Raw genomic sequence first — 25,711 nt, 5'->3', positions numbered from 1 at the left:
GACATTGTCACTCAAAATCTTTATCACGCCCTATGACGTTACCATTTGAGCTTAGTTTAGTTTACGTTTACGTCAACTGGACTATAGTTCTTTATACGAGCACTGCGTAATAGAAGAAGCACCTGAAACACAAAGAAAGGTTTCGCATAAAGGAAGCAAGAAGATGGAAAGAGAATGCATGGAATTTGATGTGGTGATTGTTGGCGCCGGACCTGCAGGTTTGAGTGCAGCATGCCGCTTAGCGCAACTCAACCAAGAACGTGAGGGTGAGCCGCTGTCTATTTGTGTGGTAGAAAAAGGCTCAGAAGTTGGCGCACATATCTTATCTGGTGCGGTATTCGAAACACGTGCATTAGACGAACTCTTTCCTGATTGGCAAAGCATGGGCGCACCGCTTTCCGCCGCTGTAAAAAACGATGCCTTCTTGTACCTAACCACAGAACTTAATCACGTTCGTGTTCCCCACTTTCTTACTCCCAACCCAATGCACAATGACGAAAACAACTACGTCATCAGCTTGGCGAACTTGTGTCGTTGGTTAGCAGAACAAGCAGAATCACTTGGTGTTGAGGTCTATCCCGGTTTCGCCGCATCCACAATTAACTACGATGCATTTGGTGCAGTTACAGGGGTAAACACCAGCGATATGGGCTTGGACAAGAACGGAGAAGCCAAACCCAACTTTGAAGCCGGTATTGAGCTAAAAGCCAAATACACCGTATTCGCCGAGGGGTGCCGAGGTCATTTAGGTAAAGAGCTCATCCAACGATTTGGTTTAGACGATGATAAACAACCGCAACATTATGCACTCGGGCTCAAAGAGATTTGGGAGTTACCTGCCGATGCCAAAGATCAATCAGGCAGCGTGATTCATTCTGCAGGGTATCCACTGAGTGAATCCAACACCACGGGGGGCGGTTTTCTCTATCACATGGAAAACAACCAAATCGCCGTTGGGCTTATTGTCGACTTGAATTACAGCAATCCTTACTTGAGTCCGTTTGACGAATTTCAACGCTTTAAGCACCACCCAGCTATCGAACAACATTTGAAAGGCGCTCAACGCATCGCTTACGGTGCAAGAGCCATTGCGAAAGGTGGGTTGTCTTCTCTACCGAGACAGCAGTTCCCCGGCGGTTTATTGATTGGTTGTGGTGCGGGCACCTTAAACGTCGCTAAGATCAAAGGCAGCCATACTGCGATGAAATCCGGTTTGTTAGCCGCAGAGGCGATTGCTGAAGCAATCACACAATCCAATTCTGAACCGGATTACCAAACCAAGTTTGAAGATTCATGGTTGTATGAAGAACTTAGTGACACACGCAACTTTGGTGCGAACATTCACAAATTTGGCAGCGTACTCGGCGGCGCACTTTCCACCTTCGAACACAATCTGTGGCAGCCTCTGGTTAAGAAACCAATACCGTGGACAATCACAGATCCTTCGCACGATCATGAACAGCTGAAACCAATTGATGAGTGCCAACCTATTCAGTACTCGAAGCCAGATGGTGTAATCAGCTTCGATAAACCCTCATCAGTATTTTTGTCTGGTACACAGCACGAAGAAAATCAGCCTTGCCACTTGCAGCTCGCCTATCCTCATATTCCGATTCAAGTCCATTTGAAGAAGTTTGATGAGCCGAGCCAACGTTACTGCCCTGCTGGCGTGTATGAAGTCGTAGAAGTCGAAGGCGAGCGAACATTTCAAATTAATGCCGCAAACTGTGTGCATTGCAAAACCTGTGACATCAAAGATCCTTCGCAGAACATCACATGGAATGCACCTGAGGGTGGCGGCGGACCAAGCTATCAAAACATGTAGATACGTTAGTATGTTGACGGTCTAACAAATGGATAAACAAACCGATTGGCAGAGCCTTATTACTCCTGCCAATCGGCAAAATGATCAAGTAAAAAATCGATAGCTAATCGAGCTCGTAGTGGCAGAAAGTGACGATTCTGATAAACAATCCAGCTGCTGTTACCACTTCCCCAATAGGGCTCTAGGATTGGCACCAAACGACCAGACGAAATAGCATCGTTGAAACTGCTCTTAGGTAAGTACGCCACGCCTAATCCTTCTGCACAGGCTTGCAAAACCGTGTGTGCGTTATTGCTCTTCCATCTGCCCTGCACTTTTACGCCATCTAAAGGCTTGCCGTCTTTTTCAAACAACCAAACGTCTTTGTTGGCAATAATGCAGCTATGACGTTTGAGTTGCTCGGGGTGCGTTGGTAAACCATGTTCATCGAGATAACGCTGACTGGCTGCCGCTGCCATAGGACGATCCACCAACTTTCTCGCAACCAAGCCTGAATCGCTCAACCTACCGTAACGAATAGCAAAATCGAAGCCATCTTCAATAAAGTTGACCATGCTGGTATTGAAGTTGATCTCTACCGTGAGATTAGGATGTTGCTTGGCAAACGCCATCAAGGCAGGCGCTACATGGTTTTCAGAAAACGCACCAGCGGCGCTCACGCGTAACGTACCACTCAATTGAGTTTGCTGCGTGGTGAGTTGCTCATTGGCTTGCTGAAGCCCAATCACCAACTCTTTACACTGTTGATAATACGCTTGCCCCGCTTCCGTTAGACTCACCATTCTTGTCGAACGTGCTAACAAGGCGACACCTAATCGCTCTTCTAGTCTTGTGACTTGGCGACTGACATGACTGGTACTGCAACCTAATTGTTTTGCCGCTGCAGAAAACCCCAAGCTCTCAGCAACCGTAACAAACTCATTGATACCTTCAAAACTGTCCATACTTACCTTTGCTATATAGCAATAATGTTTTGCCAATTAATCGTATTATCACTTATTTGTTTAGCAATTAGTATGAAGGTGTTCAACAAATACACGTAAGCCAAAAAGGAAACCATCATGAAGAAAGTACTCATCATTGTGACGAACCATGCGACCCTAGGTGAAACTGACCAAGCAAACGGAACTTACGCGCCAGAGCTCACTCATGCGCTTAGCGAACTACTGGGTGCTGGCTTCGATTACGACATTGCCTCTATCAAAGGTGGACAAGCACCACTGTACGGAACCGACATCGAAGGCGACGCAGTGAACGAGAAAATCTTGGCGGATGATGATTTCCAGAACCGCATCAACAACACGATTCCAGTGTCACAAATCAACGGTGACAACTACGATGCGATCTTCTATCCGGGTGGTTTTGGTCTTCTTTCAGACCTAGCGAGCAACGAAGATTTTGCCAAGATTTCTGCAAAACACTATGAAGATGGCGGTATTGTGGCAGCAGTTTGTCATGGTCCAGGCGCTCTTCTCCCTATCACGCTTAACAATGGCGAGAAGCTACTTGCGTCTAAATCAGTAACAGGCTTCACTCGCGAAGAAGAAATCGACTTCGGCACTATCAACGACATCCCATTCCTATTGGAAGAGTCTCTTGCTCGTGGCGCAGCGCGCTACTCTAAAGTGCAGCCATGGCAAGAGCTTGTGATTGTGGACGACCGAGTCATCACAGGTCAAAACCCAACGAGCGCACACGGCGTAGGTAAAGCAATCGTGGATCTATTGAGCTAGTCCCTAGACACTCTGCCCACGAAGAACAAAGGAAAGCCGCATTCATGCCGCTTTCCTTTTTGTTTGTCACCTATTTCACTATTCAGCCAAGACCGTCCAGTTCCCTCGCCCCTTCCCAATACAATAACGAGTGATGCCTCGCAAAACTTGAGTTACTTCAAACTCATCCGCTTGTATTTCTTTGATTCATTGAAACTCACCAAAGATTGAATCAAGGTAAGTTAACAATTCAATAACAACAAGTCAGGACGACAATGAATAATGAATTAGTACTGAAAACGCCTGATGCGCTCTCCATCCATGCCAGAGTTTTCCGTCCAGAAAGCGAGGTAAAAGCCGGCATCATCATCAACGCAGCTACCGCAGTTAAGCAAAGTTATTATCAACGTTTTGCTCAATTCCTCGCGCAAAATGGTTATTTGGTGGTGACTTATGACTATCGCGGTATTGGTCAATCCGCCATTCAAGATACGCGCGATCCCCGCTTAACAATGCAAGCATGGGGAGAAAAGGACTTGGCTACCGTCATTGATTGGGCGACAACCCATCACCCTGCACTCGATTGGCACTGTATTGGGCACAGCGTTGGCGGTCAGATCTTAGGTTTAGCGGCAAACAACACGATATTTAAAAGTGTTTACTGTGTTTCCTCTCAAAGCGGATATTGGGCAAATTGGGAAGGCATTGCTAAACCGCGCATGTTTGCCATGTGGTATTTCGCCGTTCCAGTGTTATCAACGCTCTTTGGCAAAGTTCCCGGAGTCTTTCTTGGTGGCGAAGCTCTGCCAGAATGCATTGCCAAACAATGGGCATACTGGGGACGCGATCCGAACTACATCATTGATGAAAACGGCACACCAATCCGCGAAAATTTCGAACAAATGACCTGTGATATTAAGTTCAAACTGATTGATGATGATATGGACTTTGCACCGCCGAAATCCGTCCATCAGCTTGCCAGCTTTTACAGCAACGCGAACGTCGAAATAGAGATAGTGAAAACAAAACAACTGGGCACCAAAGTTGGACACTTTGGCTTCTTCCGTACGAAACATGAAGACGATCTCTGGTTGGATACTCTAGCTTGGCTGAACAACCAATATCCGAGTGAGATAGAGTCGGTGGCGTAATGCGATATTATCGCCATTCCTCATCAATTCCGGATATAATGCCGCCCTTGTTCCAGCTGATGAATCATGACAATGCGAAAATACTACGTAACTGAAGGCGACACGACGTCTAAGAAAGAGAAAATTGCCTACCCAAAACTGGCGCTATGTGACCAATGTGTGGGTAGTTATGTTGTGATCAGTGAAGGCGAACGCACGTACGAAGAGTGCGCTAAATGCGGTGCGGACGATTAACGCTAACGCGATAAGTTAATGATATGAGGCAGGTTTGAATCTCTGCCTCATCTTACTCTTCCAGAACTGACTCTTCGCGCAATAAAATACAGCCTTTATAATCCATCAGCCCTTGTGTGACGTGCACTTCACCTTGTTTTGAAACAACCACTGCCTCGATACCCTGTTGCTGATTTAGGTACGACATCGATTCTTCTACGCTTGGTAAAAAGCCGGCGGTACTCCAAATTTCACCATCGACAGACAGCCTAGAGATAATAGTCAAACTGGCGATATCGGTTGAGATTGGCATCCCCGTCTTGGCATCCAACAAGTGATGATAGCGCTGCCCATTGGATTCAAAAAATCGCTCATTGATACCCGATGTCACCATCGACATGCCTTGTAAAGGTACGACGCGAACGACGTCACCACGCTCAGATAATGGGTTCTGAATGCCCACATTCCATGCTTTGTTGCTGTTATCTGGCGAATGACCGATGGTCAGCACATTCCCACCCAAACTGATAAACCCGCTTTGCACGCCTGCTTCAACCAGTTTGTTCTTTACCTGATCGGCAAAGTAGCCTTTAGCAATCGCACCTAAGTCTATCTCCATCCCCCTTTGAGCTAAGAACACCGAGTGGTCATCTTCGTTCAAAATGATCTTGGTCGGATCGACCAAGGATAACTTGTCGGTAATCACATCATGAGACGGCACTTTGGCATCCTTAAAACCAATTCGCCAAGCTTTTACAAGCGGACCAACTGCAACGTTAAACGGGTTTCTTGTGTCTTCACTGTGCTGTTTAGCAAGCTTAATCAGGTCAAATAGATCCTGCGCTACCACCACAGGCGCAATGCCCGCATTTTGGTTGATGCACATCAGCTCAGAGTCGGATTGATTGACCGTAAATCGCTCTGCGTAATCGGCGAGTTGCGCGTAGGCTTCTCTTATCAGTTGCTCACCGTTCGAGTGATACACCACCACATCGATAAAGGTGCCCATCATCTGAAATCTGGCGCTGTATTTATTGGTGCTCATCGATTTCTCCAAAAACTAAATACGGAAAAAGAGGGAAGCATCACTCCCCTCTTATTGATTACTTATCTTGCTCTGTTTCGCTCTTGAACGAGTGCTTAAACAAGATCAGATGCACTCTCACCAGCGATGCGACCATAAGTGAAGATATCGATCAGCGCGTTACCTCCGAGGCGGTTGCCCGCGTGGATACCACCCGTAACCTCGCCTGCTGCGTAAAGACCTTGAATAACTTCGCCATCTTTACCAATCACTCGCGCCTTAGTATCAATCTTCAAGCCACCCATTGTATGGTGAACCGAAGGCTGACGTGGCGTTGCGTAGAACGGTGCTTTTTCCACTTTCAAACCGAAGGCACTCTTATGGAATTCAGGATCCTGTCCTGCATCCACACAAGCGTTGTATTGTGCGATGGTGTTCGTTAGCTCTTGCGTCGGAACGCCAATTTTCTCTGCCAACTCTTCTAGCGTGTCAGCTTGAATAATGATGCCTTCTTTGATTTCGCGTTCGATGGTTTCATCTGATGTATTCGCTGCGGTTTGACGAATGTTCTCGTCCGCAATCATGTAAATCAGACCACCGTTATCGAAGAACGCCTCAGAGAGCACGTCACGGCTACCACACTCATCAACAAAGCGCTTACCTTGCTTGTTCACGAATACAAAGTTCTCTGGTGGCACAATCAGACCAGTTAACAGCGCACCTGATTTAGGGTCACCAACTGGCATTAATTGCACAAAGCCCATACCAACTAATTCTGCGCCCGCTTTCTCACCAATTTCGATGCCGTCACCAACCAATGCTGGTGAGTTTGTGGTCTTGATGTCGTCCGCGATTTCTTTCCAGTATGTGTTGTACTTTTTGATCATCTGAGTGTTTGCGCCGAAACCACCAGAAGCCAGTACCACACCATGATTCACATGAAGGATAAGCTCGGTACCGTCCGCTTGAACCGCTTTGATGCCCACCACTTTACCGTTATCAACCATCAAATCCGTTGCACGTGTATCTGTAATGATGCGACCGTTTTGCTCTTGAATGCGTTTTGATAGTTTGTCGACAAACTCTACGCCTTTTGGACGTTTCGGTTTGTGTGCACGACGCCACAAGGCACCAACTGGGATTTCAACGACGCTACGGTCAAAATCAATGCCCTTTTCACTCAACCAATCAATAGATTCCATAGAGCGAGATGTTAGGGTTTCAACCAAATCGTATTGACCATAAATCGATTCACCGTTCAGGTCGGTACGTTTACCGCCAAGGTAGGTTTGAATGCGGTGTAATTCGACAGAATCAAACAAGTACTGCTTGCCGTTCTCAAGATCTGTAAAGTAACCGTCTAGTTGTGCTTTAAGTACTTTGAAGTCTTCTAAGTACTCACCCGCAAACTCGGATTCCGCTGTTTTCGCTAGCAGCATCAAGGTTTCTTTTTCGCCAGGAAGTGCTGGGAAATCACCTTGCCATTTTGGTTCTGCCGCGTTCACCCAACCGCCAGTACGCACCGTGTTACCACCGATTGCTGGGAACTTCTCAAGCAAAATAACCGACTTGCCTTTATCTAGCGCCGTTAACGTTGCACTCAAGCCGGCACCGCCGCCACCAACAACCACGATATCCACGGTTTCTTCGATGGTTTTCGATGACCATGCCACCGCTTCTTTGGCTTTGCAGCGCAGTGCTTCTGAGTTACCGCCCGCCAGATCAACCGCGTTCGATACGCCGTCCAGTACTGCTTGGCTGCTGACTGTCGCACCTGAAATCACGTCGATATTCAGTGTTTGACCATCAAGAATTTGTTGAGGAATACGTTCAAATGCTGGGTTTGCGATGCCGTCCGATTCTTTTGAAGAGTCCACCACAATGTCGAGGATCTTATCTTCAGAGAAAGTGACGGTAACAGGTAAATCACCATTGTGACCACGACCATACGCCGTGTATTCACCTGAGTTAAATTTGATTGGAACGTTCTGCAGTTCTTTGATGCGTTGGTGCTTCAATGCTTCTGCTGCACTGTCCACAATCATGTAATCCATGATTTCCCAAAGTGGTGTTGGGATTTGCAGCGCTTCTTGTTGCGCGATGTCCGCGAATTCGGCGCAAGTTTCATCGTTAAGCGCTTTGTTTGCCCAAGTAGGTTCAACCAAATAACCTTTACCGACACTGACCATGTCGTAACCTTGCTCTAGTGCATTTTCTGCATCTTTGCGTTGAGCAATACCACCAACACCGATCACTGGTACTTTCGCAACACTTTCAGACTGAAGCTTACGGTATTTTTCGATAAGTGGCTCTTGATCCTCAGGCGTAACGATTGAGTTACGTAACCAACTACCCATTGAGAAATGGAAGTAATCCAAGCCGTGAGTCGCAAGCTTGTCTAGTAGGAACATGGTGTCATCAAAACGGATGCCCGGCTGTTCAATCTCTTCAGGAGAGAAGCGGTAACCGATGATGAAGTCAGATTTGTTATGTTGCTCAGCCACTTGCTTAGTTTTTGCAAGTACAGCCAGTGGGAAGGAAGTACGTCTTTCAATGTTGCCACCCCATTTATCGTTACGACGGTTTGAGTGTGGTGAGAAAAATTGCTGAATCAGGTATGTGTTTGCACCGTGAATTTCTACGCCATCAAAGCCAGCAAGGATTGCACGGTTTACTGCATCACCAAAGCGCTCGATCATCTCTTCGATTTGCTCTTTGGTCATCTCAAGTGGTGTTTCAGCGTTGTCACGTAGCGCAGCGACAGGGCTTGCAGAAATCGGTTGGTGTCCGCCATTGAACTCAGGGTTTGCCATACGACCCGCATGGTAAATCTGCAGGATGGCTTTGGAGCCTTTTGCTTTAATCGCATCGGCAAGCTTGGTTAAACCTGCGATTTTGCTGTCGGTATCAATACCAAGCGCACCAGGGAAAGCACGACCGTAATTCTCTACAAACGCACTCTCGACAATGATTGCCCCTGCATCACCAGAACGAGCCGCGTAGTAGTTGATCATCTCTTGCGTTACGCCGCCATCAAAGAATGCAGACTGAATCGTCATCGGTGCCATTACGATACGATTATGCAGTTTGACCCCTGATTGAAATACAATTTCATCGACTAACTGAGCCATAAATAGTTTCCTTTAACAGATTAATTCTCATATCAAAGGCACCTCCAGTTCGGCCAGCGCACCACAAGTGTTTTTGATATGAAAACCAACGTCCTCACTCGATAACCACAAAAATAATATTGATTTGACCGTATGAGTAAAATGAATACTTTGCATTTTAGCTATGATTGATACGCATTAATTAAAGGCTAAGTGGTTTGATTTGAATGGTAAAAAAGGCAGGAGATGAAGTGCGACGCCTTAATGTTTAGTTAGGCGTTAAGCCTTTTCTAATCGAGAATTTAATAGGTAATGGAAGCTTCGGGCTTGCGAAGAAATAGTTTGAAAATAGAAGTGCCTGTCATCACATTCGATAGACAAAGAAAAGTACAGAGACTCATAAAAACACCGACTTCCAACAAAATAAAAAATGATTTTTAACGCTATTTAACGCTCCAAATCCTTTGCCCACCGAAGTTTCATTGTGATTACTCTACTTTTCTTCCTCTTGCTATCCATAAGAAAAGCGTATCCAAAGCCGAAAAATCAATCAGGTGTACTATGCTTACTTGGCAATTCACTGATCAGCTTTACGGTTAATTCGCATTCTCTTACTCCAAAAGAAATGAACTCTATTTATTGTCCAGGAGGACTCGATGAACAGGATATTGAGACAGTTTCTTGTATTGGTGAGCGCGGTCGCGCCTGTCAGTTTGCTAGCAGCAGATAAACCCAACATTTTGGTATTTTGGGGCGACGATGTGGGTGTTTACAACATTAGCGCTTACCACAACGGCATGATGGGTGGTCGTACACCAAACATCGATACCATCGCAAAGGAAGGTGCCATTTTCACTGATGCCTACGCGCAACAAAGCTGTACTGCGGGTCGTGCATCCTTCATTCTTGGTCAGCACCCATTCCGAACCGGTCTTCTTACCATTGGCATGCCAGGCGCAAAGGAAGGGATTCAAGCTAAAGATCCAACCATCGCCGAACTGCTGAAGAACCACGGTTATGTCGCGGGTCAGTTTGGTAAAAACCATTTGGGTGACCAAGACGAACACTTACCGACTAACCACGGTTTTGACGAGTTCTTCGGTAACCTTTACCACTTGAATGCAGAAGAAGAGCCTGAATCAGAGTTCTACCCTAAAGATCCTGAATTCCGTAAAAAATTCGGCCCTCGTGGCGTTCTCAAATCGACGGCAGATGGCAAGATCGAAGATACAGGTCCACTGACTCGCAAACGAATGGAAAACGTAGACCGTGAGTTTATTGAAGCCAGCCTTGCCTTTATGGAAAAAGCCGTAAAAGAAGACAAACCTTTCTTTATCTGGCACAACTCAACTCGTATGCACGTTTGGACTCACCTAAGCGACGAATACAAAGGCAAATCCGGTTATGGCCTATATGCAGATGGCATGATGGATTTGGATGACCAAGTTGGCGTGATGCTGAAAAAGCTCGACGAACTTGGCGTCGCTGACAACACCATCGTAATTTTCAGTACCGACAACGGTGCGGAGAAGTTCACTTGGCCAGATGGTGGTACAACACCATTTAAAGGCGAGAAAGGTACGACTTGGGAAGGTGGTTTCCGTGTTCCTATGATGGTTCGCTGGCCGGGTCAAATCAAACCGGGCACGGTGATCAACGATATCTTCTCTCAAGAAGACTGGATGCCAACACTGCTTGCTGCCGTTGGTGAGCCAGATATCAAAGAGAAACTGCTAAAAGGCCATAAGGCAAACAACAAGACGTTTAAAGCGCACCTAGATGGTTACAACCAGTTGGATCTACTTACTGGTAAAGCTGAAACGGGCGCACGTAACGAGATCTTCTACTTCGATGCCGGCGGTAACTTAAATGCACTGCGTTACAAGGATTGGAAAATCCACTTTACGATTATGGAAGGTGCGATTAACGAAGCTTACCGTAAAACGCCTAGCTGGCCATTGATTGTTAACCTGCGTATGGACCCATTTGAAGTAGGCCCAGACTCTGCACTGTATGTTCGTCACTTCTACGCAGATCAAATGTGGATGTTTGTGCCAGCTCAAGCGATCGTTCGCAAATTCCTCGAAACCTTTAAAGAGTTCCCAGCGACAAAAGGCAGCTCTTTGAGTATCGAACAAGTGGTTGATGCTATGACACAGCCGCAACGGAATTAGTCAATACGAACTTAACTACATTTGCTCCACTTAAAAAGCATTAAGCCTATGGAGTACGGATATTATCGCTGGTATCTGTACTCCGTATTTTTATGTTTAAATTTCTACCCCTGCTTCATCTTCTTGTACGATATCCGTTTCTTGGCTCGCCTCTTCCAACCATTGCTTTAGAGATTCACTTGCTAGCACCTTCTGCTGGTAAGCTTTTGCACCTCCCGATAGCTCGATGCCGTATGTTTGGAAACGCAATGCCACAGGTGCGAACATGGCATCTGCGATAGACCATTCTCCAAATAACCAACCGTTGGGATGCAGTTCTGCTTGCTCTGCCCAAATAGCATCAATACGCGCAATATTCTTACGCGCGCCATCCGTTAGATCGACTTTTCTGCGTGCGCGGATGTTCATTGGGAGTTCGTTTCTTAAGTCAAAGAAACCCGAATGCATTTCTGATGCAATAGCGCGTGCTTTAGCTCGTTCTGCAGACTTACTTGGCCATGCTCTACCTTGCAAGTATTGCTCGTTAACGTATTCCAAAATCGCTAATGAATCCCACACGGTTGCGTCACCATCCACCAAGGTCGGTACTTTCGCGGTTGGTGTAATACCTTCCAAGGTCTTATAAAAATCTTCCGTGAATAATTTGAGCTTGGTGACTTTCACATCCAGTTTGAATTGAGAAAAGATCAGCCATGCGCGAAGTGACCAGCTTGAGTAGTTTTGATTAGCAATAAACAGTTTCATGACGCCTCCATGCGGTTCGTGTTTTGAGTACCCATTCACAATATCTGATTGTATTTAAGGGGACTAACGGATAGTTTTGATGGAACACTTCAACAAAAACGATGGATGAGTTTTAGATATGGATATCGATGCGTTACGCAGCTTTCTGGCTTTTGTCGAAACGGGAAGTTTCACTCGTGCAGCCAAGCAGATCAATCGCACCCAATCCGCGTTCAGTGCACAAATGCGTAAGCTAGAAGACGAACTCAGCGTCAGCTTGTTTGAAAAAGAAGGCCGTAACCTCGTATTGAGTGAAGCGGGACTGGCACTACGCTCTCACGCAGAGCAATTGGTTAGCTTACACAATCAAGCGCTGAAACAGGTGAAACGTTATGAAAACAAGCGCCCTCTTCGCTTAGGTTGCCCAGAAGATTACAACGACAATATTCTGCCTAAAGTCATTCGCGTATTGCAGCAATCTGAGCCAACATGTTCTATTCAAGTCTTCAGTGAGCCAAGCATCACCTTGAGAGAAAAACTCGATGAAGGAAAGCTAGACGCCGCTATTGTGACTAGAGCACCGGACAGTGAAGAAGGTTACTGGCTAGCAAGCGACAAAGGTGTGTGGATTGCTCACCCTGACTTTGACATCGAGCAAGCCCAACCTCTCCCTCTCGCCCTATTCCAAACCGACTGTAAATACCATGCGGCAGCAGTAGACGGATTAACCAAACGTGGTACTCCTTATCAACTACTGGCGTGTTGCAATACGGCCTCTGCACAACGAGCGATTGTACGTTCAGGCATGGCTATCGGTGCGATGGGCAGTATTAGCGTTAGCGAGGATCTCAAGATCTTAGACGATATGCCATCACTGCCTTCCGTGGATATAGTGCTGGTCACGGGTGTTGAGCCTCATCCAATACTGGACAAAGAATGCTTGGCGCAATTGGTTGAGTTAATAGCTTAACCGGATTCGCTAGCCAATCACAAAGTTAAATTCTCCCGTTAACCGCCCGTCGATTCGCATAGTTTCAAACTGCAGATAATCACGGGCTTTGCCACCCCACCATTCATCACCAGTATTGCCTTTTAAGTACAACTGAGTGGTCAGAAGCTCTTGGTTATCCCGCCACAACTTAACGTGAATGTGCGGCGGACGAGAAGCATAAGGCACAGGATACAAAGTCTGGAACAAGTAACGACCATCCGATTGAGTTTCGACTGCGCCAAAGCCTGCAAAGTGAGCATCAAACTTATCATTATTTGGCTGCTTAGGATGATCGTAAATCCCCTGTCCATCGCATTGCCAGATTTCTACTTTGATGCCTGAGACAGGGTTTCCCGATCTATCTACTACTCTGCCTTGCAACACGATAGGTTCACCGACCAATCCTTCTGATTGCAGAATCAAGTTTTGACGTAGAGGAATGTCCACTACTGGATAAAATGGCCCTTCTGTTTGTGCTGGCGTTGGCCGCATTGGTGTTTTCGCTTTTAAAGAGGGTGCGAACAACAATGTCCACAGCGCTAAAAAGTGTCTTCTTTCCATGGTGCCACCAATACAATTGCGTTGAATTAAGTTTGGGGAAACTTGAGGAATTTGCCATGACGAATAAAAAAATGCCCCTGCAAGAGAGTCATTTGCAGAGGCACTGTGGAACTAAATGAGGAGTGTTGATTGAAGGTTTATGCGGCTTCGAACGCCAATGCTTTCTTCTCTACCTGACGGAAAATGAGAGTCAGCACACCATTTACCGTTAAATAAAATGCGCCCGCAATACCAAATACCGTCAACGTGTCGTAGGTTTGTGCGTTAATGCGCTGCGCGTAACCCATTAGATCCATGATCGTAATCGTGCTTGCTAGTGACGTGCCTTTGAAGACCAAAATCACTTCGTTCGAGTAAGCCGGAACAGCACGGCGAATGGCGTATGGCAGCAGCACTTTCAGCGTTGCAGTTTTGTTCATGCCTAATGCACGACACGCTTGCCATTGACCGGAAGGAATCGCGTTGAATGCCCCTTTGAACAACTGAGTACTGTACGCCGCGGTATTCAACGCTAACGCCAACATCGCACAGAACCAAGGTTGGCTTAACCATGTCCAGAATACACTTTCTCTTACGGCATCAAACTGACCCGGACCGTAGTACACCAAGAAGATCTGTACCAACAAAGGCGTACCTGTGAACAAGGTGATGATGCCACGACTTACCCAATGCAAACCCGGAGTACGTAGGATCAGAGTCAGCGTCATCATCAGAGCTAAGAGACAGCCGACAACCAAGGAAGCGGCGGTCAATTGAAGGCTAGTGCCTAAGCCATCCAGCATTTGCCAAACGTGTTGTTCGTTCATGCAGTTGCCTCCTGTCCCATGCTCATGCCTTGAATTGAGAACTTCTTATCAATCAGTTTGACGGCACGTTGTGTAATCAAAGTAATGCCTAGGTAAATCGCCGCAGCGGTTGCGTACCATGTAAACGCTTCATGCGTCGCTGCAGATGTTAGCTGCGCTTGCTTCAACAAATCCGTTACACCAATCAGTGATACAAGCGCGGTATCTTTCAGCAAAACCAACCATTGGTTCGTTAAGCCTGGTAGCGCGTGTCTTACTGCTTGTGGCAAAACAATGCGAACGAAAGCGTGTGCTTGACTGATGCCGAGTGCACTTGCTGCTTCTCTCTGCCCTCTTCCAACGGCTTTTAATGCGCCACGTAGAGTTTGAGAAGCATAAGAAGCGAAGATCAATGACAACGCCACCACGCCAGACAAGAACGGGCTAACTTCAATAAAGTCGCCGGTGATTAAAAACAGAACCTGCGTCGAACCAAAATAGATAAACAACACGACAAGGATTTCTGGCAAACCACGTACAATCGTCACAAACGCCGTCATTGGCCATTTAACGAAAACGCGGCGAGACATTTCACCACTGGCGAATACCACTGCCAGAATCAAACCGACTAAAAGGCTTGTGAAGGCCAGCTGGACAGTCATCCAACTAGCTTGAACAAGCGATAAAGAGTAACCCGTTAGTGCCATATTACTTACCGAAGTACTTGTTGTAGATTACGTCGTATTCGCCGTTCGCTTTCACTGTTTTCAGTGCCGTGTTCAGCTTGTTCACTAGCTCGTCGTTACCTTTGTTTACTGCGATACCGAAACCGTTACCGAAGTATTTAGGGTTAGTAACGTGCTCACCAACGTACGCTAGGTTATCTTCTTTCTTGAACCATTCTGCTACGACTGCTGTGTCACCGAATACAGAATCAATACGGCCATTCTTCATATCGATGAATGCGTCTTGGTAGCTTGAGTAAGGAACCGCTGTTACACCTGGCATTTGCTCAATTAGGTAACTTTGGTGTGTTGAACCGTTTTGAACACCAACACGCTTACCTTCTAGTGCTTTTTGATCAGCCACTTTTTCTTTGATAGAAACAAACGCTGCTGAGTTGTCGTAGTAAGGGTCAGAAAAGTTCACTTGCTCCAAACGCGCATCAGTAATATCCATTGCAGAAATAGCCGCATCGTAACGCTTGAATTTTAATGCAGGGATCAGGCTGTCAAAAGATTGGTTGTGGAAGGTACATTTTGCTTCCATTTCTTTACATAGTGCGTTCGCCAGATCCACATCAAAACCTTGGATTTGGTTGTTTTCATCCATGTATTCGAACGGTGCGTAAGTTGCTTCCATCGCGAATTTGATCTCTTCTTGTGCTGCTGCATTTGCTGAGACAAGACCGATTAGTGAAGCTAGTAAAATCTTTTTCATTGCAATACTCCGTGTGTACTTAGTGGGCTGACACTCGCAATGACAGCCGAGCTTATCTGTTAAATAGACTGAACTTTAAAAACGTAATTTAGTGATTTAGGTAATCGGCAAACTGAGTGGTTTGCGGATTAACAAATGCGTCGTGCGTGCCGTGTTCTACGATGTGTCCTTGCTCTAGGTATAGAACATGGCTAGCGATTTTCTTGGCGAAATCCACCTCGTGGGTCACAACTACTTGTGTAATTCCGGTTTCGCTTAAATCATTAATGATTTTGACCACTTGGTTCGTGATTTCAGGGTCAAGCGCCGCGGTAGGCTCATCAAAAAGCAAGACTTCTGGTTTCATCATCAGGGCTCGGGCAATCGCCACACGTTGCTGCTGACCGCCAGAAAGTTGCATCGGCCATGCATCCGCTTTGTCTGCCAAATGCAGCGTCGCGAGAATTTGCATTGCCTGCTTCTTCGCTTCTTCTTTATCCATGCCAGAGACTTTTACCGGAGCCTCAATCAGGTTCTCCATCACTGTCATGTGTGGCCATAGGTTGTACTGTTGGAACACCATGCCCACTTTACGACGAAGCGCTAAACCTTGCTTCTCTTTGATTTCAGTTGAAAAGTCGAATGCGTCATTAGCGATGTTTAACTGGCCGTTATCCGCCCCTTCAAGAAGGTTAAGAACACGTAGTAGAGAGCTCTTCCCTGCACCACTTGGACCGAGTAACACCAACGTTTCACCGCTTTCACAATTAAAACTGACATCGTGTAGAACTTGGGTATCGCCGTAAGACTTATTGATACTTTTAACTTGAATACTCATGCTGCCATACTGCATTAATTGTCATCTGGAGCTTATACTAGCAAGAAAGAGATTTTATGCAATAAAAATGTATAAAAATTTATATTGTTAATTTTTTGTATAAGAAACAACCAGTCCAGCAGAGTATATGACTGGTGCAATGAGTGAGGTTTTAACGGTATTTGTTGATCAAAAAAGCCCACAATTTCGCTAGCTTAGAATTCCATTGGATACTTAAGCCAATGCTCTGCAGCGCCATTAATTGAGAGCATCATTCCGAGAGACAGTAACTGGTTGTATAAGCATTTCCCCCTCTCATTTTGAGAAAAATCTCGCGTAGCTTTTCTTCACTTCTTCAAGGCTCAAAATTGAGACAAACAGGACTCATTTTGTAAAAAGCTGATTTGCTTAGCGTATTCATCTTATAAAGAATTTATCAAAAGAGAGATGTTCTAGTACTTTCTTGAATTGGTCTGACCGATCGCTAATACTTCCTCGTAATTTGACTCGCAATTTGAGTAATCGAAGTTTTTTGATTGGGACAACTCAATAATGAAGCCATATCGTTTTGCGCTGCTTGCGCTTGGTTCTTTGAACCTATTTTCGCCTACTACTTGGGCTGGTACTGCTGTCGTTTTACCGGGATTGCATGAGCAAGGTGTCGATTTACAAGACGCCCCGCTCTCTGCCGATGATGTGATCGATTGGGAAATTAACAACGCCGATATTGTGTTTGGTGCTTACCCAAACAAGGCTGACAACGAGCGTGTCCAAGCCATCGGTTATATGTACAACCAAAAGCTTGAGCTCAATGCGAGTTGGGTAGAAAACGATATTCGCAACGAGGCAGAGCTGAACGGGATTGATTACGAGGATTACTTTCTCCATTTTGCCGAAGACACCATCATCGCAGAGATAGACTCTAGCCATGGTGAAAATACCTTACTCAATCGAAAACCGATGATCGTTGGTTATACCGCCAGTGCTGACCACGCCGGTTTTTGGCTATATCAACAGCCACCATGGGATGCTGACGTATTTGGTCAGGCAAATAATGGTGGTGCGCTCTATGTTTATCATTCAGAGAAGTTCGACCGCTTAACCTTTAAGTTCTCTCAGTTTGCTCAAGGCGGCAGCTTCACGATTGAATACCCTTCTGCCATCGACTCTTTTGGTCAGGTAACAGAATGGAAAAGCTTCGCGATTAAAAAAGACAAAACTGAGAACATGACCAAAAACCAGACGGTAAACTGGTCTGTTCCTTCGGATTGGGTTCGCGCTACAACACACGATGGCAGCGGACAAACCTATGGTGGTGGTCAGTACTTTGGCTCTACCTTTTTACGTGATGGCGGCCGTCTTTACGTTGCGAAAATTACTTGGCATGACGAAAACATCGAGAATCGCCCTCGTCTAAAAGAAGTAAAGCTCAAAAACAGCTTCCAAACCGTTAAGTTGACCGACGCACCAACGGCAACACCTGAAGGTCAAACCATTCAACGCTGGCGTAAGATTCGTGGCTTCGACAAATCTGCGGATCTCAACCAAGACAATTATCTTTCTTGGAATGAATACAAAAACCGTTCGAATAAGAATGCAACAGCACGATTTCGTTGGGAGTCACGCGTTATTCCATTTGGTCGTATGTGGAACCAAACCTCTTCTTGGGCGTTAACCAATCTCGGCAACCCCGACTTTGCCAACGCAATGCACCACTATTACCAAGCTGAATGGGCGAAGCAAGGTTTAAACGGTGCGTACAACGACGATACGAATAAGTTACTCGGAGCAAATCAGTTCTACGTTTATTCCGGTGGTACGGTGGATGAACTTGGTTTGGTGGCGGGTAGCCAAGCTGCTGACGATGCTTACAAAGCGCAATTCTCAGCGTTCTTAAACAAACTGGCGACGCTGGATGCGGATGCGTTAATTGGCCTCAACATAGGCACAGCAAACTTATTCGGCCGTAATGGACAGAACCACTTAGTTGAAGCTGGTTCTCTGTACTTACGCGAGCATTACCTTTTCCCTTCTACTGGCTTTAGTGGCTATGCTGGCTTAGCTAAGTTTTGGGATAACTCTGCACTCGCCAAAGCGGGCCAGAAAGTGATTTATCAAGCGACCACGCGTTATGGTCGAGTTCAATACTTTGGCAACACTGAAGATAACTGGAAGCAAGACCAATACTCTGCACTGGCAGCGTTCTACTTGAATCATCACCCTGATCGCAGCTACTTTAATCAGTGGAACAATGGTTACCTTTATGGAAGTAATAACACTACAGGTGATAACTTCTGGAAGGCAGGCATACCAAAGAATATTGCCTATCAACCAAGTACCTTACTTGCTGTTGATTTGGGAGAGCCTGCCAATCAGCTCCCCGAGGACGCAGAGCCCATCCCACTGATGATGTCCACCAGCACACCTTATCCAGCGGATTACACGATTATTGGTGATTCGTCGATGAACGAAGTGGTACATGCAGATCTACCCGATGGCATTACTTACGTTTCTCCCACGTTCACCTACTTTGCGTATCACTCTGAGAACAATGTGGTGGCTCAAGGCCCTGCAGAGATGGTGTTAGCACGCGAGTTTAGCAAAGGCAGAGTGTTGTACCGCACCGACTTTTTCGGCAAAAACGTGGACTATTTCACTGCGCCTAAAATCACCATCACGCTAGACGAGCCGATGAGACCCGTAGACAAGGACGGCAACATTGGTGACTACGTTTCGCAAATCGAAATCGGTGGTTACGAAGGTCTATTCTTGTTGTACTGATGAGGCTTACCAAACATAGCGCTTGCTTCCACTCTCTCTCAATCCAAATTGCTGATTTCAGCGTAAACGGGAGAGCGTGGGTTTAACGTTTTGATCTTCCGATTCTCTTCGTTTTCAACTTCACAGATAACGCCCTATTCTCTGAATCTTCATAAACCTTGTGTATATACTGAATCAAATGACAATGATAAGGGAATTCAGTCACATGAAGACAACACCGTCCGTTCTTTCCGTTTTGCTGCTATCCGCTTTTTCTGCTCAATCTTATGCTAGTGAATGTGGTGAAATCACCATAGCGGATATGAACTGGAACTCGGCGAGTTTGATGGCACACATCGACCAGTTCATTCTTAATGAAGGCTACCAATGCGATGCAGAACTCATCCCGGGTGATAGCGTACCGACTGGCACCTCGATGATTGAGAAAGGCCAACCTGATGTTGCTCCTGAGCTATGGACCAACGGAATTAAAGAAGCGTTAGACAAAGGCATTGCGGATAAGCGCTTGCGTATCGCTGGAGAATCTTTGGTCAATGGTGGCGAGGAAGGCTTTTGGGTTCCTTCTTATCTGGTAAAGCAGTATCCGGAATTAGCAACCATTGAAGGTGTGATTAAACACGCCAAGTTGTTTGAACACCCAGAAGATGATGAGAAATTCGCCTTCTACAGCTGCCCTGCTGGTTGGACATGCCAAATCACCTCTGGTCACCTGTTTGATGCCATTGGCCTCGAGAAACACGGCTTCGATATGATTGACCCGGGTTCGGGCGCTGCGCTGGCTGGCACTATCGCGAAAGCTTATGAACGTGAGAAACCTTGGTTCGGGTATTACTGGTCACCGACGCCAGTATTAGGCAAGTATGACATGGTGAAAGTCGACTTCGGCAGCGGCACAGATGTGGAAGAATACCGCAACTGTACAACGCAACCTGAGTGTGAATCTCCAAAAGTGACCATGTACCCACCTTCACCGGTTCATACCGTTACAACCGAAGCCTTTGCCAATAAAGAGCCACAAGCTCACGCCTACTTGCAAAAACGCGGGTTCACCAATCAACAGATGAGCCAACTACTTGCGTGGATGGAAGATAACCAAGCAGACGCAGAAGAAGCGATGTACTACTTCTTCGAAACCTATCCTGAACTATGGAAAACATGGGTATCGGAAGACGTGGCTGCGAAGGTAGAAAAAGCGATTTAACTCTTTACTCACTCCCCTTGTTAACGGCTCAAGAATAATGCTGTGATGACAGGGGGAGACTTAGCCTCTCTTTTAGCACTCGCCGCATTGCCCGATGCTCTGCACAGTCCGCGTGTCGTTTGTGATAAGCGATCTGAAACGTAAATTGGCCACTTGGAAACGGACTTTGAAAGTAACGAATGTTGAGAGCACCTCCCCACTTTTTCGCCACCGACAAAGGCACAACACCCAAACAATCTCTCTGAGCTACGTTAGTCAACACACCAAGATAAGATGATGTCACCACTTCGATTTGATTTGCTTTAATCGTCACGTTTAACGCCGCTTCATGCTCCGTTTCCACACTCCAAGTGGATGAGAGAACACAATGCTTTTCGTTGTGAAACGCATCGATATCAAGCCTTTTACCAAGCCTTGGATGATTCGCTCGACCAATAATTACAAACGGTTCTTGATGAAGATCTTCCACAATGATTGAAGTGGGTTTATTGCCAATGCTGCCAATAATGATGTCGGCTTTTCGGTGGTATAGGAAATCACACAGCTCACCAGCATCTTGTGTGGATTCATGAAAGATCACATTGTCGATAGGGCTTAGCCCCAATAAAGGCAAGTCACAGCAATAAGCTTTGAATAATTGCGGTTTCGTCATCGCATTATCAATGATACTCAGCGCTTGTCTCAGTTGTGGTAGTAGCTCTCGTGCCGTATGCGTCAGCTCAATACTTCTCCCGCTTTTTACAAATAGCTTTTTATTGGAGGCCTGTTCCAATCGCCGAATCGATGCACTGACGGCAGGTTGCGTGACACCAAGTTGCTCAGCCGCTTTAGTGTAAGATTGACTCTCCGTTACGACGAGAAAGGTGTTGATTAGGTTCAAATCAATGGGCTTAGGCATGAGCATTTGCTTCGCGTGTATTGAATTAAACGAAAGCGAGCCACTGCCATAAACAGTGACTCATTATTCGTTGGTTATTGCTAATTGGTTACCGGCTATTGGTAGCAAGAGACAGAACTACTGCTCACCCGCCCCTTTCACCAAGCGAGAATGCTTCAAGTAGTCGTTCACCACATAGTTTTGAATCGCTTGCTTAGATGTTGGCAAGTACATCCTTAATAACCCGCTCCAACCTTCTCTGACGGTTAAGTTGTTAGCTTGTCCTTCACAGTTAAAGCGTAATGTGTAAGTACCGTTTTCATTTGGCGTCATACGCTTGTTCGAAATCGCAAAATCATCATCTGCAATCCAACCATCTTTGTCGTATACCGTCATGCTGAAAAACGCGTGACGATCGTACTGAAGCGGTGGCGGGTTAATGGTCAAAGAACTGCATTGCGTTTCCCCTTTGTTTCCCGGAATTTGTGGCAAGTACACCGCAGCATCTGACGGTAAACCCGCCCATCCTGCAGAAGACGCAATCACAAACGAGGTTGGGTCAACTTGACCTTTGTTGCCAAAAATATCGAATGGTTTAGGGATAAACGGTCGTAACTTTTGCACCGTCGCTCGCGCAGCCAATACTTCTTTTTCATCAAACCCTTTTGAGACGTAAGGGTGGCGAGTTTCAGCAGACAACTTAATCGCGTTTTGGTAATCATGCGCCCTCTTCAAGGCCTTCAGGTCGTGGTTATCCGCAGCCGCTACTCGCGTATTTAGGAATACATGAGTACCAGAGCTCAGCATATCTGGCGTCAAACGCAGTGTCTGACCCGGATAGACTTCTGCAATCGTAAAGTGGTTCTCATCGATCACCTGAACAATCGCATATTCATCGTAGTCAGGCATGGTAATGGTTGCCGATTTGGTGACGTCCAGTATTGCATGGCTGTACATCGTGTCTTCGTTTTCACGAATCACGAACTGGTGATCTTTGCTCGATGGGATGCGATTGTGCTTATAGGTATTAACTGGCACTTCTTTTTGCAAACGCGTCATATACCAATCTGTTTCTTTCGTTGGTTGATCGGCAAAATCAGTGACGACATTGTCCAAAGTTGCTTCTTTCGCTTGTAACCCAGTCGTAAACATCAAAGTAAGGGTCGATAGCGCAAGTATCGTTTTGTTCATAATGGTGACTCCTAAATCTGAGGGTGTGATGGGCTATTGAGAAACCACTTTCGGTTCTGGTAACTGGTAGGATTCCGTTTGAGTAAGATCTGGTTTGTAGATTCGCATCATGACATCCCACCCTTTCGCCACTGGCATGGCATTTTTAGCGCCTTTAGGACAGCGGCCGTAGTTCACCGTGAATGAGCCATCTTGGTTGTACTCGATGTTGTTTTTATTCAATACCGCTTTATCGAAGGCGATGTAACCTTGGTGGTTGTACAAGGTCAGAGAGTAGAAGCCATTCCCCTTTACTTTTGGTGCTTGATAAGTCGCTTGAGAGCAGTTATCTGGATTAGCGACCTCGCCAGAACTGTAGTAAGAAAAGTATTGCGCTTCGGCATCAGGCAACATTCCCCAACCAATGGCGGTGCCGTACATATGCATGCGAGGATCCACCTCACCATGAGCGCCTTGCATGTTCTTTTGATTGCCTAGTTTGGCGCCTTCTTTTGTCAACGCATCACGGACAGAGACAAGTTGAGTCATATCGTAGTTCGGCATGATGTGCTCTTGATGCGAACCTGTCGTCACTTTGAGTTTATTCTGTATGGCTTTTACTCGAAGCAAATCAGCAGGGTCGTTTGGGTCTATCTGCACACGAGCAACAATCATCGCAAAGTCAGTTTGGCTCTCAATGTTATGCGTTCCCGGCGTCGAGAAAACTTGGTCGATGTAGTGATCGTTTTGCACCACCATCACCGAGATGTAACGCTCGCCTGTGTCTGGAATGGTAATACTCCCTCCCTTCGACAAATCAGCCACATAACCCGAGTAAATGGTATCGCGATTCATACGAACAACCGTTTGGTTATCCAAAGGCGTCAGGCCTGGAAAGTGAAACCACTTGTTAGAACCAACCAATTTAGTGATGTTTTTGAACGCGAGATCAGATTCCGCAAACTCGTACTTTTTCTCAGTAACAGGGACAAGTGTTTCAGCCAATACATGGCTTGCACCCGTTAAGGCAAGCGTGGAGAGTGAAAGCGTTAATAGTTTCTTTTTCATGGAGAGCGTACTCATGTTAAGTGCTTTAGGTAGGAGTATTAAGGTTCCAATGTTTATCTGTTGACCAACCTTAACCTAAGCAATAACATTCCATAAGGGACTTATTTTCACCTCGCCAATTCCAAAAGAGAATCGAGATGCTCGACGAAAAATTGTTTATTCATAAAGACTTAAACTTATTGCTGTTGTTAGTTACGCTCCACGAAGAGCAAAGTACAGCAAGAACCGCAGAGCGTTTGTTCGTCACCCAGTCGGCCGTGAGTAAAGGATTGAAGAAGCTTCGTGAGCAGCTCAATGACCCACTGTTTGTTCGCACGAGAGAAGGCTTTATACCAACAGAGAAATGCGATGAATTGGTCTCACGAGTCACCCCGTTGCTACTTGAGCTAGAAAGCATTTATGCTGATTCCAACCAAGTATCAACGCAGGCGTATTCGGGGGAAATCAGCATCGCGATAAGCTCAGCAATGTACTATGCCCTTGCCGATGATGTGTATTTGCAACTTAAACAGGACTTTCCCAATGCCACGGTTCGATTGATCAATTGGTCGGAATCCACGGAACAACAATTACTCAACACCAAAATTCAGGTTGGCATCAATTATTATCCGATAGATGTTTCTAAGGACTTAGTTCACCAGTCTGTTTTGCCTGCCGACTTTCGTTTGATCGCTCGAAAATCTCACCCTCTTTGCGATAAGTCTGTCACTCTGGAGGAAATCTCCCAGTATCCACTCGTGGTATCCATCATTCCTAACTTCACGGCCAAGAACAGTAAAATTGAGCACACGCTTCGTAAGTTCAAACTTAGCTCGAACATTATTCTGCGCAGCGACAACGCCAACCTCTGCCTGACAACGCTCAAGCATTCCGATGCGTTAATGCCCGTTAATCATTTGTTTGCCCAAAAAGCATCGACAGAACACACGACGATCAACACAAAATTCGATATGAACAGCTATCTTCCATCCATGAAGATTGGTCTTTTTTACTCAAATCAATTTGCTGCGAGCCAGTTGGGGAAATTGATTCAAGCTTCGTTAGTGAATGCTCTAAACGCGGCACAATCGAATAAACACCAAGTCAATTCCTGAGCAATCAGCGCTTTCCCTGTGCGTCATTATCAAATCATTTTTGACAGTGACTCAAAGACAGCGCTGTTTATCCCTCTTCACCACAAGCCTACTATTTCCGTCACAAAGCAGTGCATGACTCCCCTTCGCACGGCTCCATAATAAGGATTTCAGTATGACTGGTACTCACGCGTCAAAAACGATAAAACTTGGTGTCACTAACCTTTCTTTCCACCGCGTTACCGCTTCTCTTGTTAGCCACGTGCTCAATGATATGGGCTTTGAGGTTGAGCGTGTTTACTCTCCGCATGAAGAGAACTTTTCAAAACTCAAGTCCGGTGAAATCGATATGCTTTCTTCGGCTTGGTTACCATCAAGCCACGGCATTTACAAAGCATCGGTAGAGGAAGTACAACCCTTGCTAGAACTGGGCTTACACTACGAACCATACGCGCTTTGGGGTGTGCCCGATTACGTGCCTGAAGAACTGGTATCAGAAGTAAGCGACCTGACAAAACCAGAAGTCGTGACGAAGATGAAATCTGATATTCAAGGCATCAACCCTGGAGCGGGCATTACACGTTTTTCGATTAAGATGATGGACGAATACTCGCTGACCGAAGCGGGTTACCGTTTCCATACGGGGACGGAAGAAGACTGCTTTACTGCATTTGAGAAGGCGGTAGAGAACAAACAATGGGTTATCGTGCCACTTTGGAAGCCTCAATTTCTCCACTATAAGTACGCGATTCGAGAAATCGCAGAACCAAAAGGTTTGCTGGGTATTGTCGATAAAGCCGTTTTGCTATTGCGCCAAGACAAATCAGATAAATTTACTCAAGAAGAGTTGAATAGACTGGACGCGCTACGTTTCTCAAACGACATCATTGCGGAATTGGATTACAAAATCAGTCGTGAAGGACGAGAGTTAGACGCAGTGACACGTGAGTGGTTAGACAACCAACGCTAACAAGCTTTACGCGATTTATAGTGCTTTGCCTTGCTTCCATTGTCACATTGCTAAATTGCATGGCAA

The 25,711-nt window shown here is 46.0% G+C and carries 22 protein-coding genes; 10 read left to right on the top strand and 12 right to left on the bottom strand.

Translation table 11 applies throughout. From position 1 onward, the window contains the following. Positions 1–163 precede the first annotated feature (163 nt). A complete protein-coding gene (locus KIT90_RS19580) occupies positions 164–1,825 on the top strand; it encodes an electron transfer flavoprotein-ubiquinone oxidoreductase (protein ID WP_285378170.1) in 1,662 nt (553 codons plus the stop codon). A gap of 59 nt (positions 1,826–1,884) precedes the next feature. Here the strand turns inward: KIT90_RS19580 and KIT90_RS19575 are convergent, their stop codons facing one another. Beyond that, the gene (locus tag KIT90_RS19575; protein ID WP_005388553.1) at positions 1,885–2,769 is read right to left on the bottom strand and encodes a LysR family transcriptional regulator; all 885 of its coding nucleotides are present in this window, start codon (positions 2,767–2,769) and stop codon (positions 1,885–1,887) included. 117 nt (positions 2,770–2,886) lie between these two features. Here KIT90_RS19575 and KIT90_RS19570 point away from each other — a divergent pair, with 117 nt between their 5' ends. The 3 genes from KIT90_RS19570 (at position 2,887) to KIT90_RS19560 (ending at position 4,922) form a co-directional block, all read left to right on the top strand. Beyond that, complete coding sequence (locus tag KIT90_RS19570) at positions 2,887–3,558, top strand: type 1 glutamine amidotransferase domain-containing protein (protein ID WP_285378168.1); 672 nt, start codon at positions 2,887–2,889, stop codon at positions 3,556–3,558. A gap of 254 nt (positions 3,559–3,812) precedes the next feature. After that, entirely contained in the window at positions 3,813–4,688 is an 876-nt protein-coding gene (locus KIT90_RS19565; protein WP_285378166.1) for an alpha/beta fold hydrolase, read from the top strand. Positions 4,689–4,754: 66 nt separating this feature from the next. Next, positions 4,755–4,922 (top strand): hypothetical protein, encoded by a 168-nt coding sequence (locus KIT90_RS19560; protein WP_153303268.1) that lies wholly within the window; start codon positions 4,755–4,757, stop codon positions 4,920–4,922. A 52-nt stretch (positions 4,923–4,974) separates the two neighbouring features. On the opposite strand, the gene KIT90_RS19555 is transcribed toward KIT90_RS19560, so the two are convergent. Both KIT90_RS19555 and KIT90_RS19550 read right to left on the bottom strand, forming a co-directional pair. Continuing rightward, entirely contained in the window at positions 4,975–5,946 is a 972-nt protein-coding gene (locus KIT90_RS19555; protein ID WP_285378164.1) for an FAD:protein FMN transferase, read from the bottom strand. 95 nt (positions 5,947–6,041) lie between these two features. Further along, on the bottom strand, positions 6,042–9,056 hold the full coding sequence (locus KIT90_RS19550) for a flavocytochrome c (RefSeq protein WP_285378162.1): 3,015 nt from the start codon (positions 9,054–9,056) through the stop codon (positions 6,042–6,044). A gap of 635 nt (positions 9,057–9,691) precedes the next feature. Here KIT90_RS19550 and KIT90_RS19545 point away from each other — a divergent pair. Further along, entirely contained in the window at positions 9,692–11,209 is a 1,518-nt protein-coding gene (locus tag KIT90_RS19545; protein WP_285378161.1) for an arylsulfatase, read from the top strand. Positions 11,210–11,305: 96 nt separating this feature from the next. On the opposite strand, the gene KIT90_RS19540 is transcribed toward KIT90_RS19545, so the two are convergent. Further along, the gene (locus KIT90_RS19540; protein ID WP_285378160.1) at positions 11,306–11,953 is read right to left on the bottom strand and encodes a glutathione S-transferase family protein; all 648 of its coding nucleotides are present in this window, start codon (positions 11,951–11,953) and stop codon (positions 11,306–11,308) included. A gap of 118 nt (positions 11,954–12,071) precedes the next feature. On the opposite strand from KIT90_RS19540, the gene KIT90_RS19535 reads away from it, so the two are divergent. Further along, on the top strand, positions 12,072–12,902 hold the full coding sequence (locus KIT90_RS19535) for a LysR family transcriptional regulator (protein WP_285378159.1): 831 nt from the start codon (positions 12,072–12,074) through the stop codon (positions 12,900–12,902). A 9-nt stretch (positions 12,903–12,911) separates the two neighbouring features. On the opposite strand, the gene KIT90_RS19530 is transcribed toward KIT90_RS19535, so the two are convergent. The 5 genes from KIT90_RS19530 to artP all read right to left on the bottom strand — a co-directional run bounded on the left by KIT90_RS19530 (position 12,912) and on the right by artP (position 16,526). Next, entirely contained in the window at positions 12,912–13,484 is a 573-nt protein-coding gene (locus KIT90_RS19530) for a protocatechuate 3,4-dioxygenase (protein ID WP_285378157.1), read from the bottom strand. Between the two features lie 137 nt (positions 13,485–13,621). Beyond that, the gene (gene artM / locus KIT90_RS19525; protein ID WP_005388569.1) at positions 13,622–14,290 is read right to left on the bottom strand and encodes an arginine ABC transporter permease ArtM; all 669 of its coding nucleotides are present in this window, start codon (positions 14,288–14,290) and stop codon (positions 13,622–13,624) included. Then, complete coding sequence (artQ, locus tag KIT90_RS19520) at positions 14,287–14,976, bottom strand: arginine ABC transporter permease ArtQ (RefSeq protein WP_005388570.1); 690 nt, start codon at positions 14,974–14,976, stop codon at positions 14,287–14,289. The genes artM and artQ overlap by 4 nt, the downstream gene beginning before the upstream one ends. A 1-nt stretch (position 14,977) precedes the next feature. Then, positions 14,978–15,709, bottom strand: coding sequence for an arginine ABC transporter substrate-binding protein (locus tag KIT90_RS19515; RefSeq protein ID WP_005443853.1), 732 nt, complete (start codon positions 15,707–15,709; stop codon positions 14,978–14,980). An 88-nt stretch (positions 15,710–15,797) separates the two neighbouring features. Next, on the bottom strand, positions 15,798–16,526 hold the full coding sequence (artP, locus tag KIT90_RS19510; RefSeq protein ID WP_009704632.1) for an arginine ABC transporter ATP-binding protein ArtP: 729 nt from the start codon (positions 16,524–16,526) through the stop codon (positions 15,798–15,800). A 531-nt stretch (positions 16,527–17,057) separates the two neighbouring features. Between artP and KIT90_RS19505 the strand changes: the two genes are divergently transcribed. Further along, positions 17,058–19,286, top strand: coding sequence for a hypothetical protein (locus tag KIT90_RS19505; RefSeq protein WP_285378153.1), 2,229 nt, complete (start codon positions 17,058–17,060; stop codon positions 19,284–19,286). Between the two features lie 205 nt (positions 19,287–19,491). Further along, positions 19,492–20,487 (top strand): ABC transporter substrate-binding protein, encoded by a 996-nt coding sequence (locus tag KIT90_RS19500; protein WP_285378151.1) that lies wholly within the window; start codon positions 19,492–19,494, stop codon positions 20,485–20,487. Positions 20,488–20,515: 28 nt separating this feature from the next. On the opposite strand, the gene KIT90_RS19495 is transcribed toward KIT90_RS19500, so the two are convergent. From KIT90_RS19495 to KIT90_RS19485, 3 genes are all read right to left on the bottom strand, one after another. Further along, complete coding sequence (locus KIT90_RS19495) at positions 20,516–21,385, bottom strand: LysR family transcriptional regulator (RefSeq protein WP_285378149.1); 870 nt, start codon at positions 21,383–21,385, stop codon at positions 20,516–20,518. 117 nt (positions 21,386–21,502) lie between these two features. Beyond that, on the bottom strand, positions 21,503–22,555 hold the full coding sequence (locus tag KIT90_RS19490) for a DUF1254 domain-containing protein (RefSeq protein ID WP_285378147.1): 1,053 nt from the start codon (positions 22,553–22,555) through the stop codon (positions 21,503–21,505). Positions 22,556–22,588: 33 nt separating this feature from the next. Beyond that, the gene (locus tag KIT90_RS19485; RefSeq protein WP_285378145.1) at positions 22,589–23,602 is read right to left on the bottom strand and encodes a DUF1254 domain-containing protein; all 1,014 of its coding nucleotides are present in this window, start codon (positions 23,600–23,602) and stop codon (positions 22,589–22,591) included. A 137-nt stretch (positions 23,603–23,739) separates the two neighbouring features. Between KIT90_RS19485 and KIT90_RS19480 the strand changes: the two genes are divergently transcribed. Both KIT90_RS19480 and KIT90_RS19475 read left to right on the top strand, forming a co-directional pair. Next, positions 23,740–24,696, top strand: a complete 957-nt coding sequence (locus KIT90_RS19480; RefSeq protein ID WP_285378143.1) for a LysR family transcriptional regulator — start codon at positions 23,740–23,742, stop codon at positions 24,694–24,696. 154 nt (positions 24,697–24,850) lie between these two features. Then, positions 24,851–25,645 carry a glycine betaine ABC transporter substrate-binding protein gene (locus KIT90_RS19475; protein ID WP_285378141.1) on the top strand — a complete coding sequence of 265 codons (795 nt, stop codon included), beginning with the start codon at positions 24,851–24,853 and terminating at the stop codon, positions 25,643–25,645. Positions 25,646–25,711: the final 66 nt, after the last annotated feature.

Source organism: Vibrio sp. B172a, assembly GCF_030248355.1.
Taxonomy (GTDB): Bacteria; Pseudomonadota; Gammaproteobacteria; order Enterobacterales; family Vibrionaceae; genus Vibrio; species Vibrio owensii.
Note: the sequence above shows the minus strand (reverse complement) of the source record. Positions and strands in the feature narration are given on the sequence as shown.

What these genes read in the sequence shown, in the direction of transcription:
- KIT90_RS19485 (WP_285378145.1), bottom strand. Translation starts at nt 23,602, where the DNA reads ATGAAAAAGAAACTATTAACGCTTTCACTCTCCACGCTTGCCTTAACG.
- artM (WP_005388569.1), bottom strand. Translation starts at nt 14,290, where the DNA reads ATGAACGAACAACACGTTTGGCAAATGCTGGATGGCTTAGGCACTAGC.
- KIT90_RS19565 (WP_285378166.1), top strand. Translation starts at nt 3,813, where the DNA reads ATGAATAATGAATTAGTACTGAAAACGCCTGATGCGCTCTCCATCCAT.
- artP (WP_009704632.1), bottom strand. Translation starts at nt 16,526, where the DNA reads ATGAGTATTCAAGTTAAAAGTATCAATAAGTCTTACGGCGATACCCAA.
- KIT90_RS19580 (WP_285378170.1), top strand. Translation starts at nt 164, where the DNA reads ATGGAAAGAGAATGCATGGAATTTGATGTGGTGATTGTTGGCGCCGGA.
- KIT90_RS19495 (WP_285378149.1), bottom strand. Translation starts at nt 21,385, where the DNA reads ATGCCTAAGCCCATTGATTTGAACCTAATCAACACCTTTCTCGTCGTA.
- KIT90_RS19550 (WP_285378162.1), bottom strand. Translation starts at nt 9,056, where the DNA reads ATGGCTCAGTTAGTCGATGAAATTGTATTTCAATCAGGGGTCAAACTG.
- KIT90_RS19515 (WP_005443853.1), bottom strand. Translation starts at nt 15,709, where the DNA reads ATGAAAAAGATTTTACTAGCTTCACTAATCGGTCTTGTCTCAGCAAAT.
- KIT90_RS19560 (WP_153303268.1), top strand. Translation starts at nt 4,755, where the DNA reads ATGACAATGCGAAAATACTACGTAACTGAAGGCGACACGACGTCTAAG.
- KIT90_RS19535 (WP_285378159.1), top strand. Translation starts at nt 12,072, where the DNA reads ATGGATATCGATGCGTTACGCAGCTTTCTGGCTTTTGTCGAAACGGGA.
- KIT90_RS19570 (WP_285378168.1), top strand. Translation starts at nt 2,887, where the DNA reads ATGAAGAAAGTACTCATCATTGTGACGAACCATGCGACCCTAGGTGAA.
- KIT90_RS19555 (WP_285378164.1), bottom strand. Translation starts at nt 5,946, where the DNA reads ATGAGCACCAATAAATACAGCGCCAGATTTCAGATGATGGGCACCTTT.
- KIT90_RS19505 (WP_285378153.1), top strand. Translation starts at nt 17,058, where the DNA reads ATGAAGCCATATCGTTTTGCGCTGCTTGCGCTTGGTTCTTTGAACCTA.
- KIT90_RS19490 (WP_285378147.1), bottom strand. Translation starts at nt 22,555, where the DNA reads ATGAACAAAACGATACTTGCGCTATCGACCCTTACTTTGATGTTTACG.
- KIT90_RS19545 (WP_285378161.1), top strand. Translation starts at nt 9,692, where the DNA reads ATGAACAGGATATTGAGACAGTTTCTTGTATTGGTGAGCGCGGTCGCG.
- KIT90_RS19475 (WP_285378141.1), top strand. Translation starts at nt 24,851, where the DNA reads ATGACTGGTACTCACGCGTCAAAAACGATAAAACTTGGTGTCACTAAC.
- KIT90_RS19530 (WP_285378157.1), bottom strand. Translation starts at nt 13,484, where the DNA reads ATGGAAAGAAGACACTTTTTAGCGCTGTGGACATTGTTGTTCGCACCC.
- KIT90_RS19540 (WP_285378160.1), bottom strand. Translation starts at nt 11,953, where the DNA reads ATGAAACTGTTTATTGCTAATCAAAACTACTCAAGCTGGTCACTTCGC.
- KIT90_RS19575 (WP_005388553.1), bottom strand. Translation starts at nt 2,769, where the DNA reads ATGGACAGTTTTGAAGGTATCAATGAGTTTGTTACGGTTGCTGAGAGC.
- KIT90_RS19480 (WP_285378143.1), top strand. Translation starts at nt 23,740, where the DNA reads ATGCTCGACGAAAAATTGTTTATTCATAAAGACTTAAACTTATTGCTG.
- KIT90_RS19500 (WP_285378151.1), top strand. Translation starts at nt 19,492, where the DNA reads ATGAAGACAACACCGTCCGTTCTTTCCGTTTTGCTGCTATCCGCTTTT.
- artQ (WP_005388570.1), bottom strand. Translation starts at nt 14,976, where the DNA reads ATGGCACTAACGGGTTACTCTTTATCGCTTGTTCAAGCTAGTTGGATG.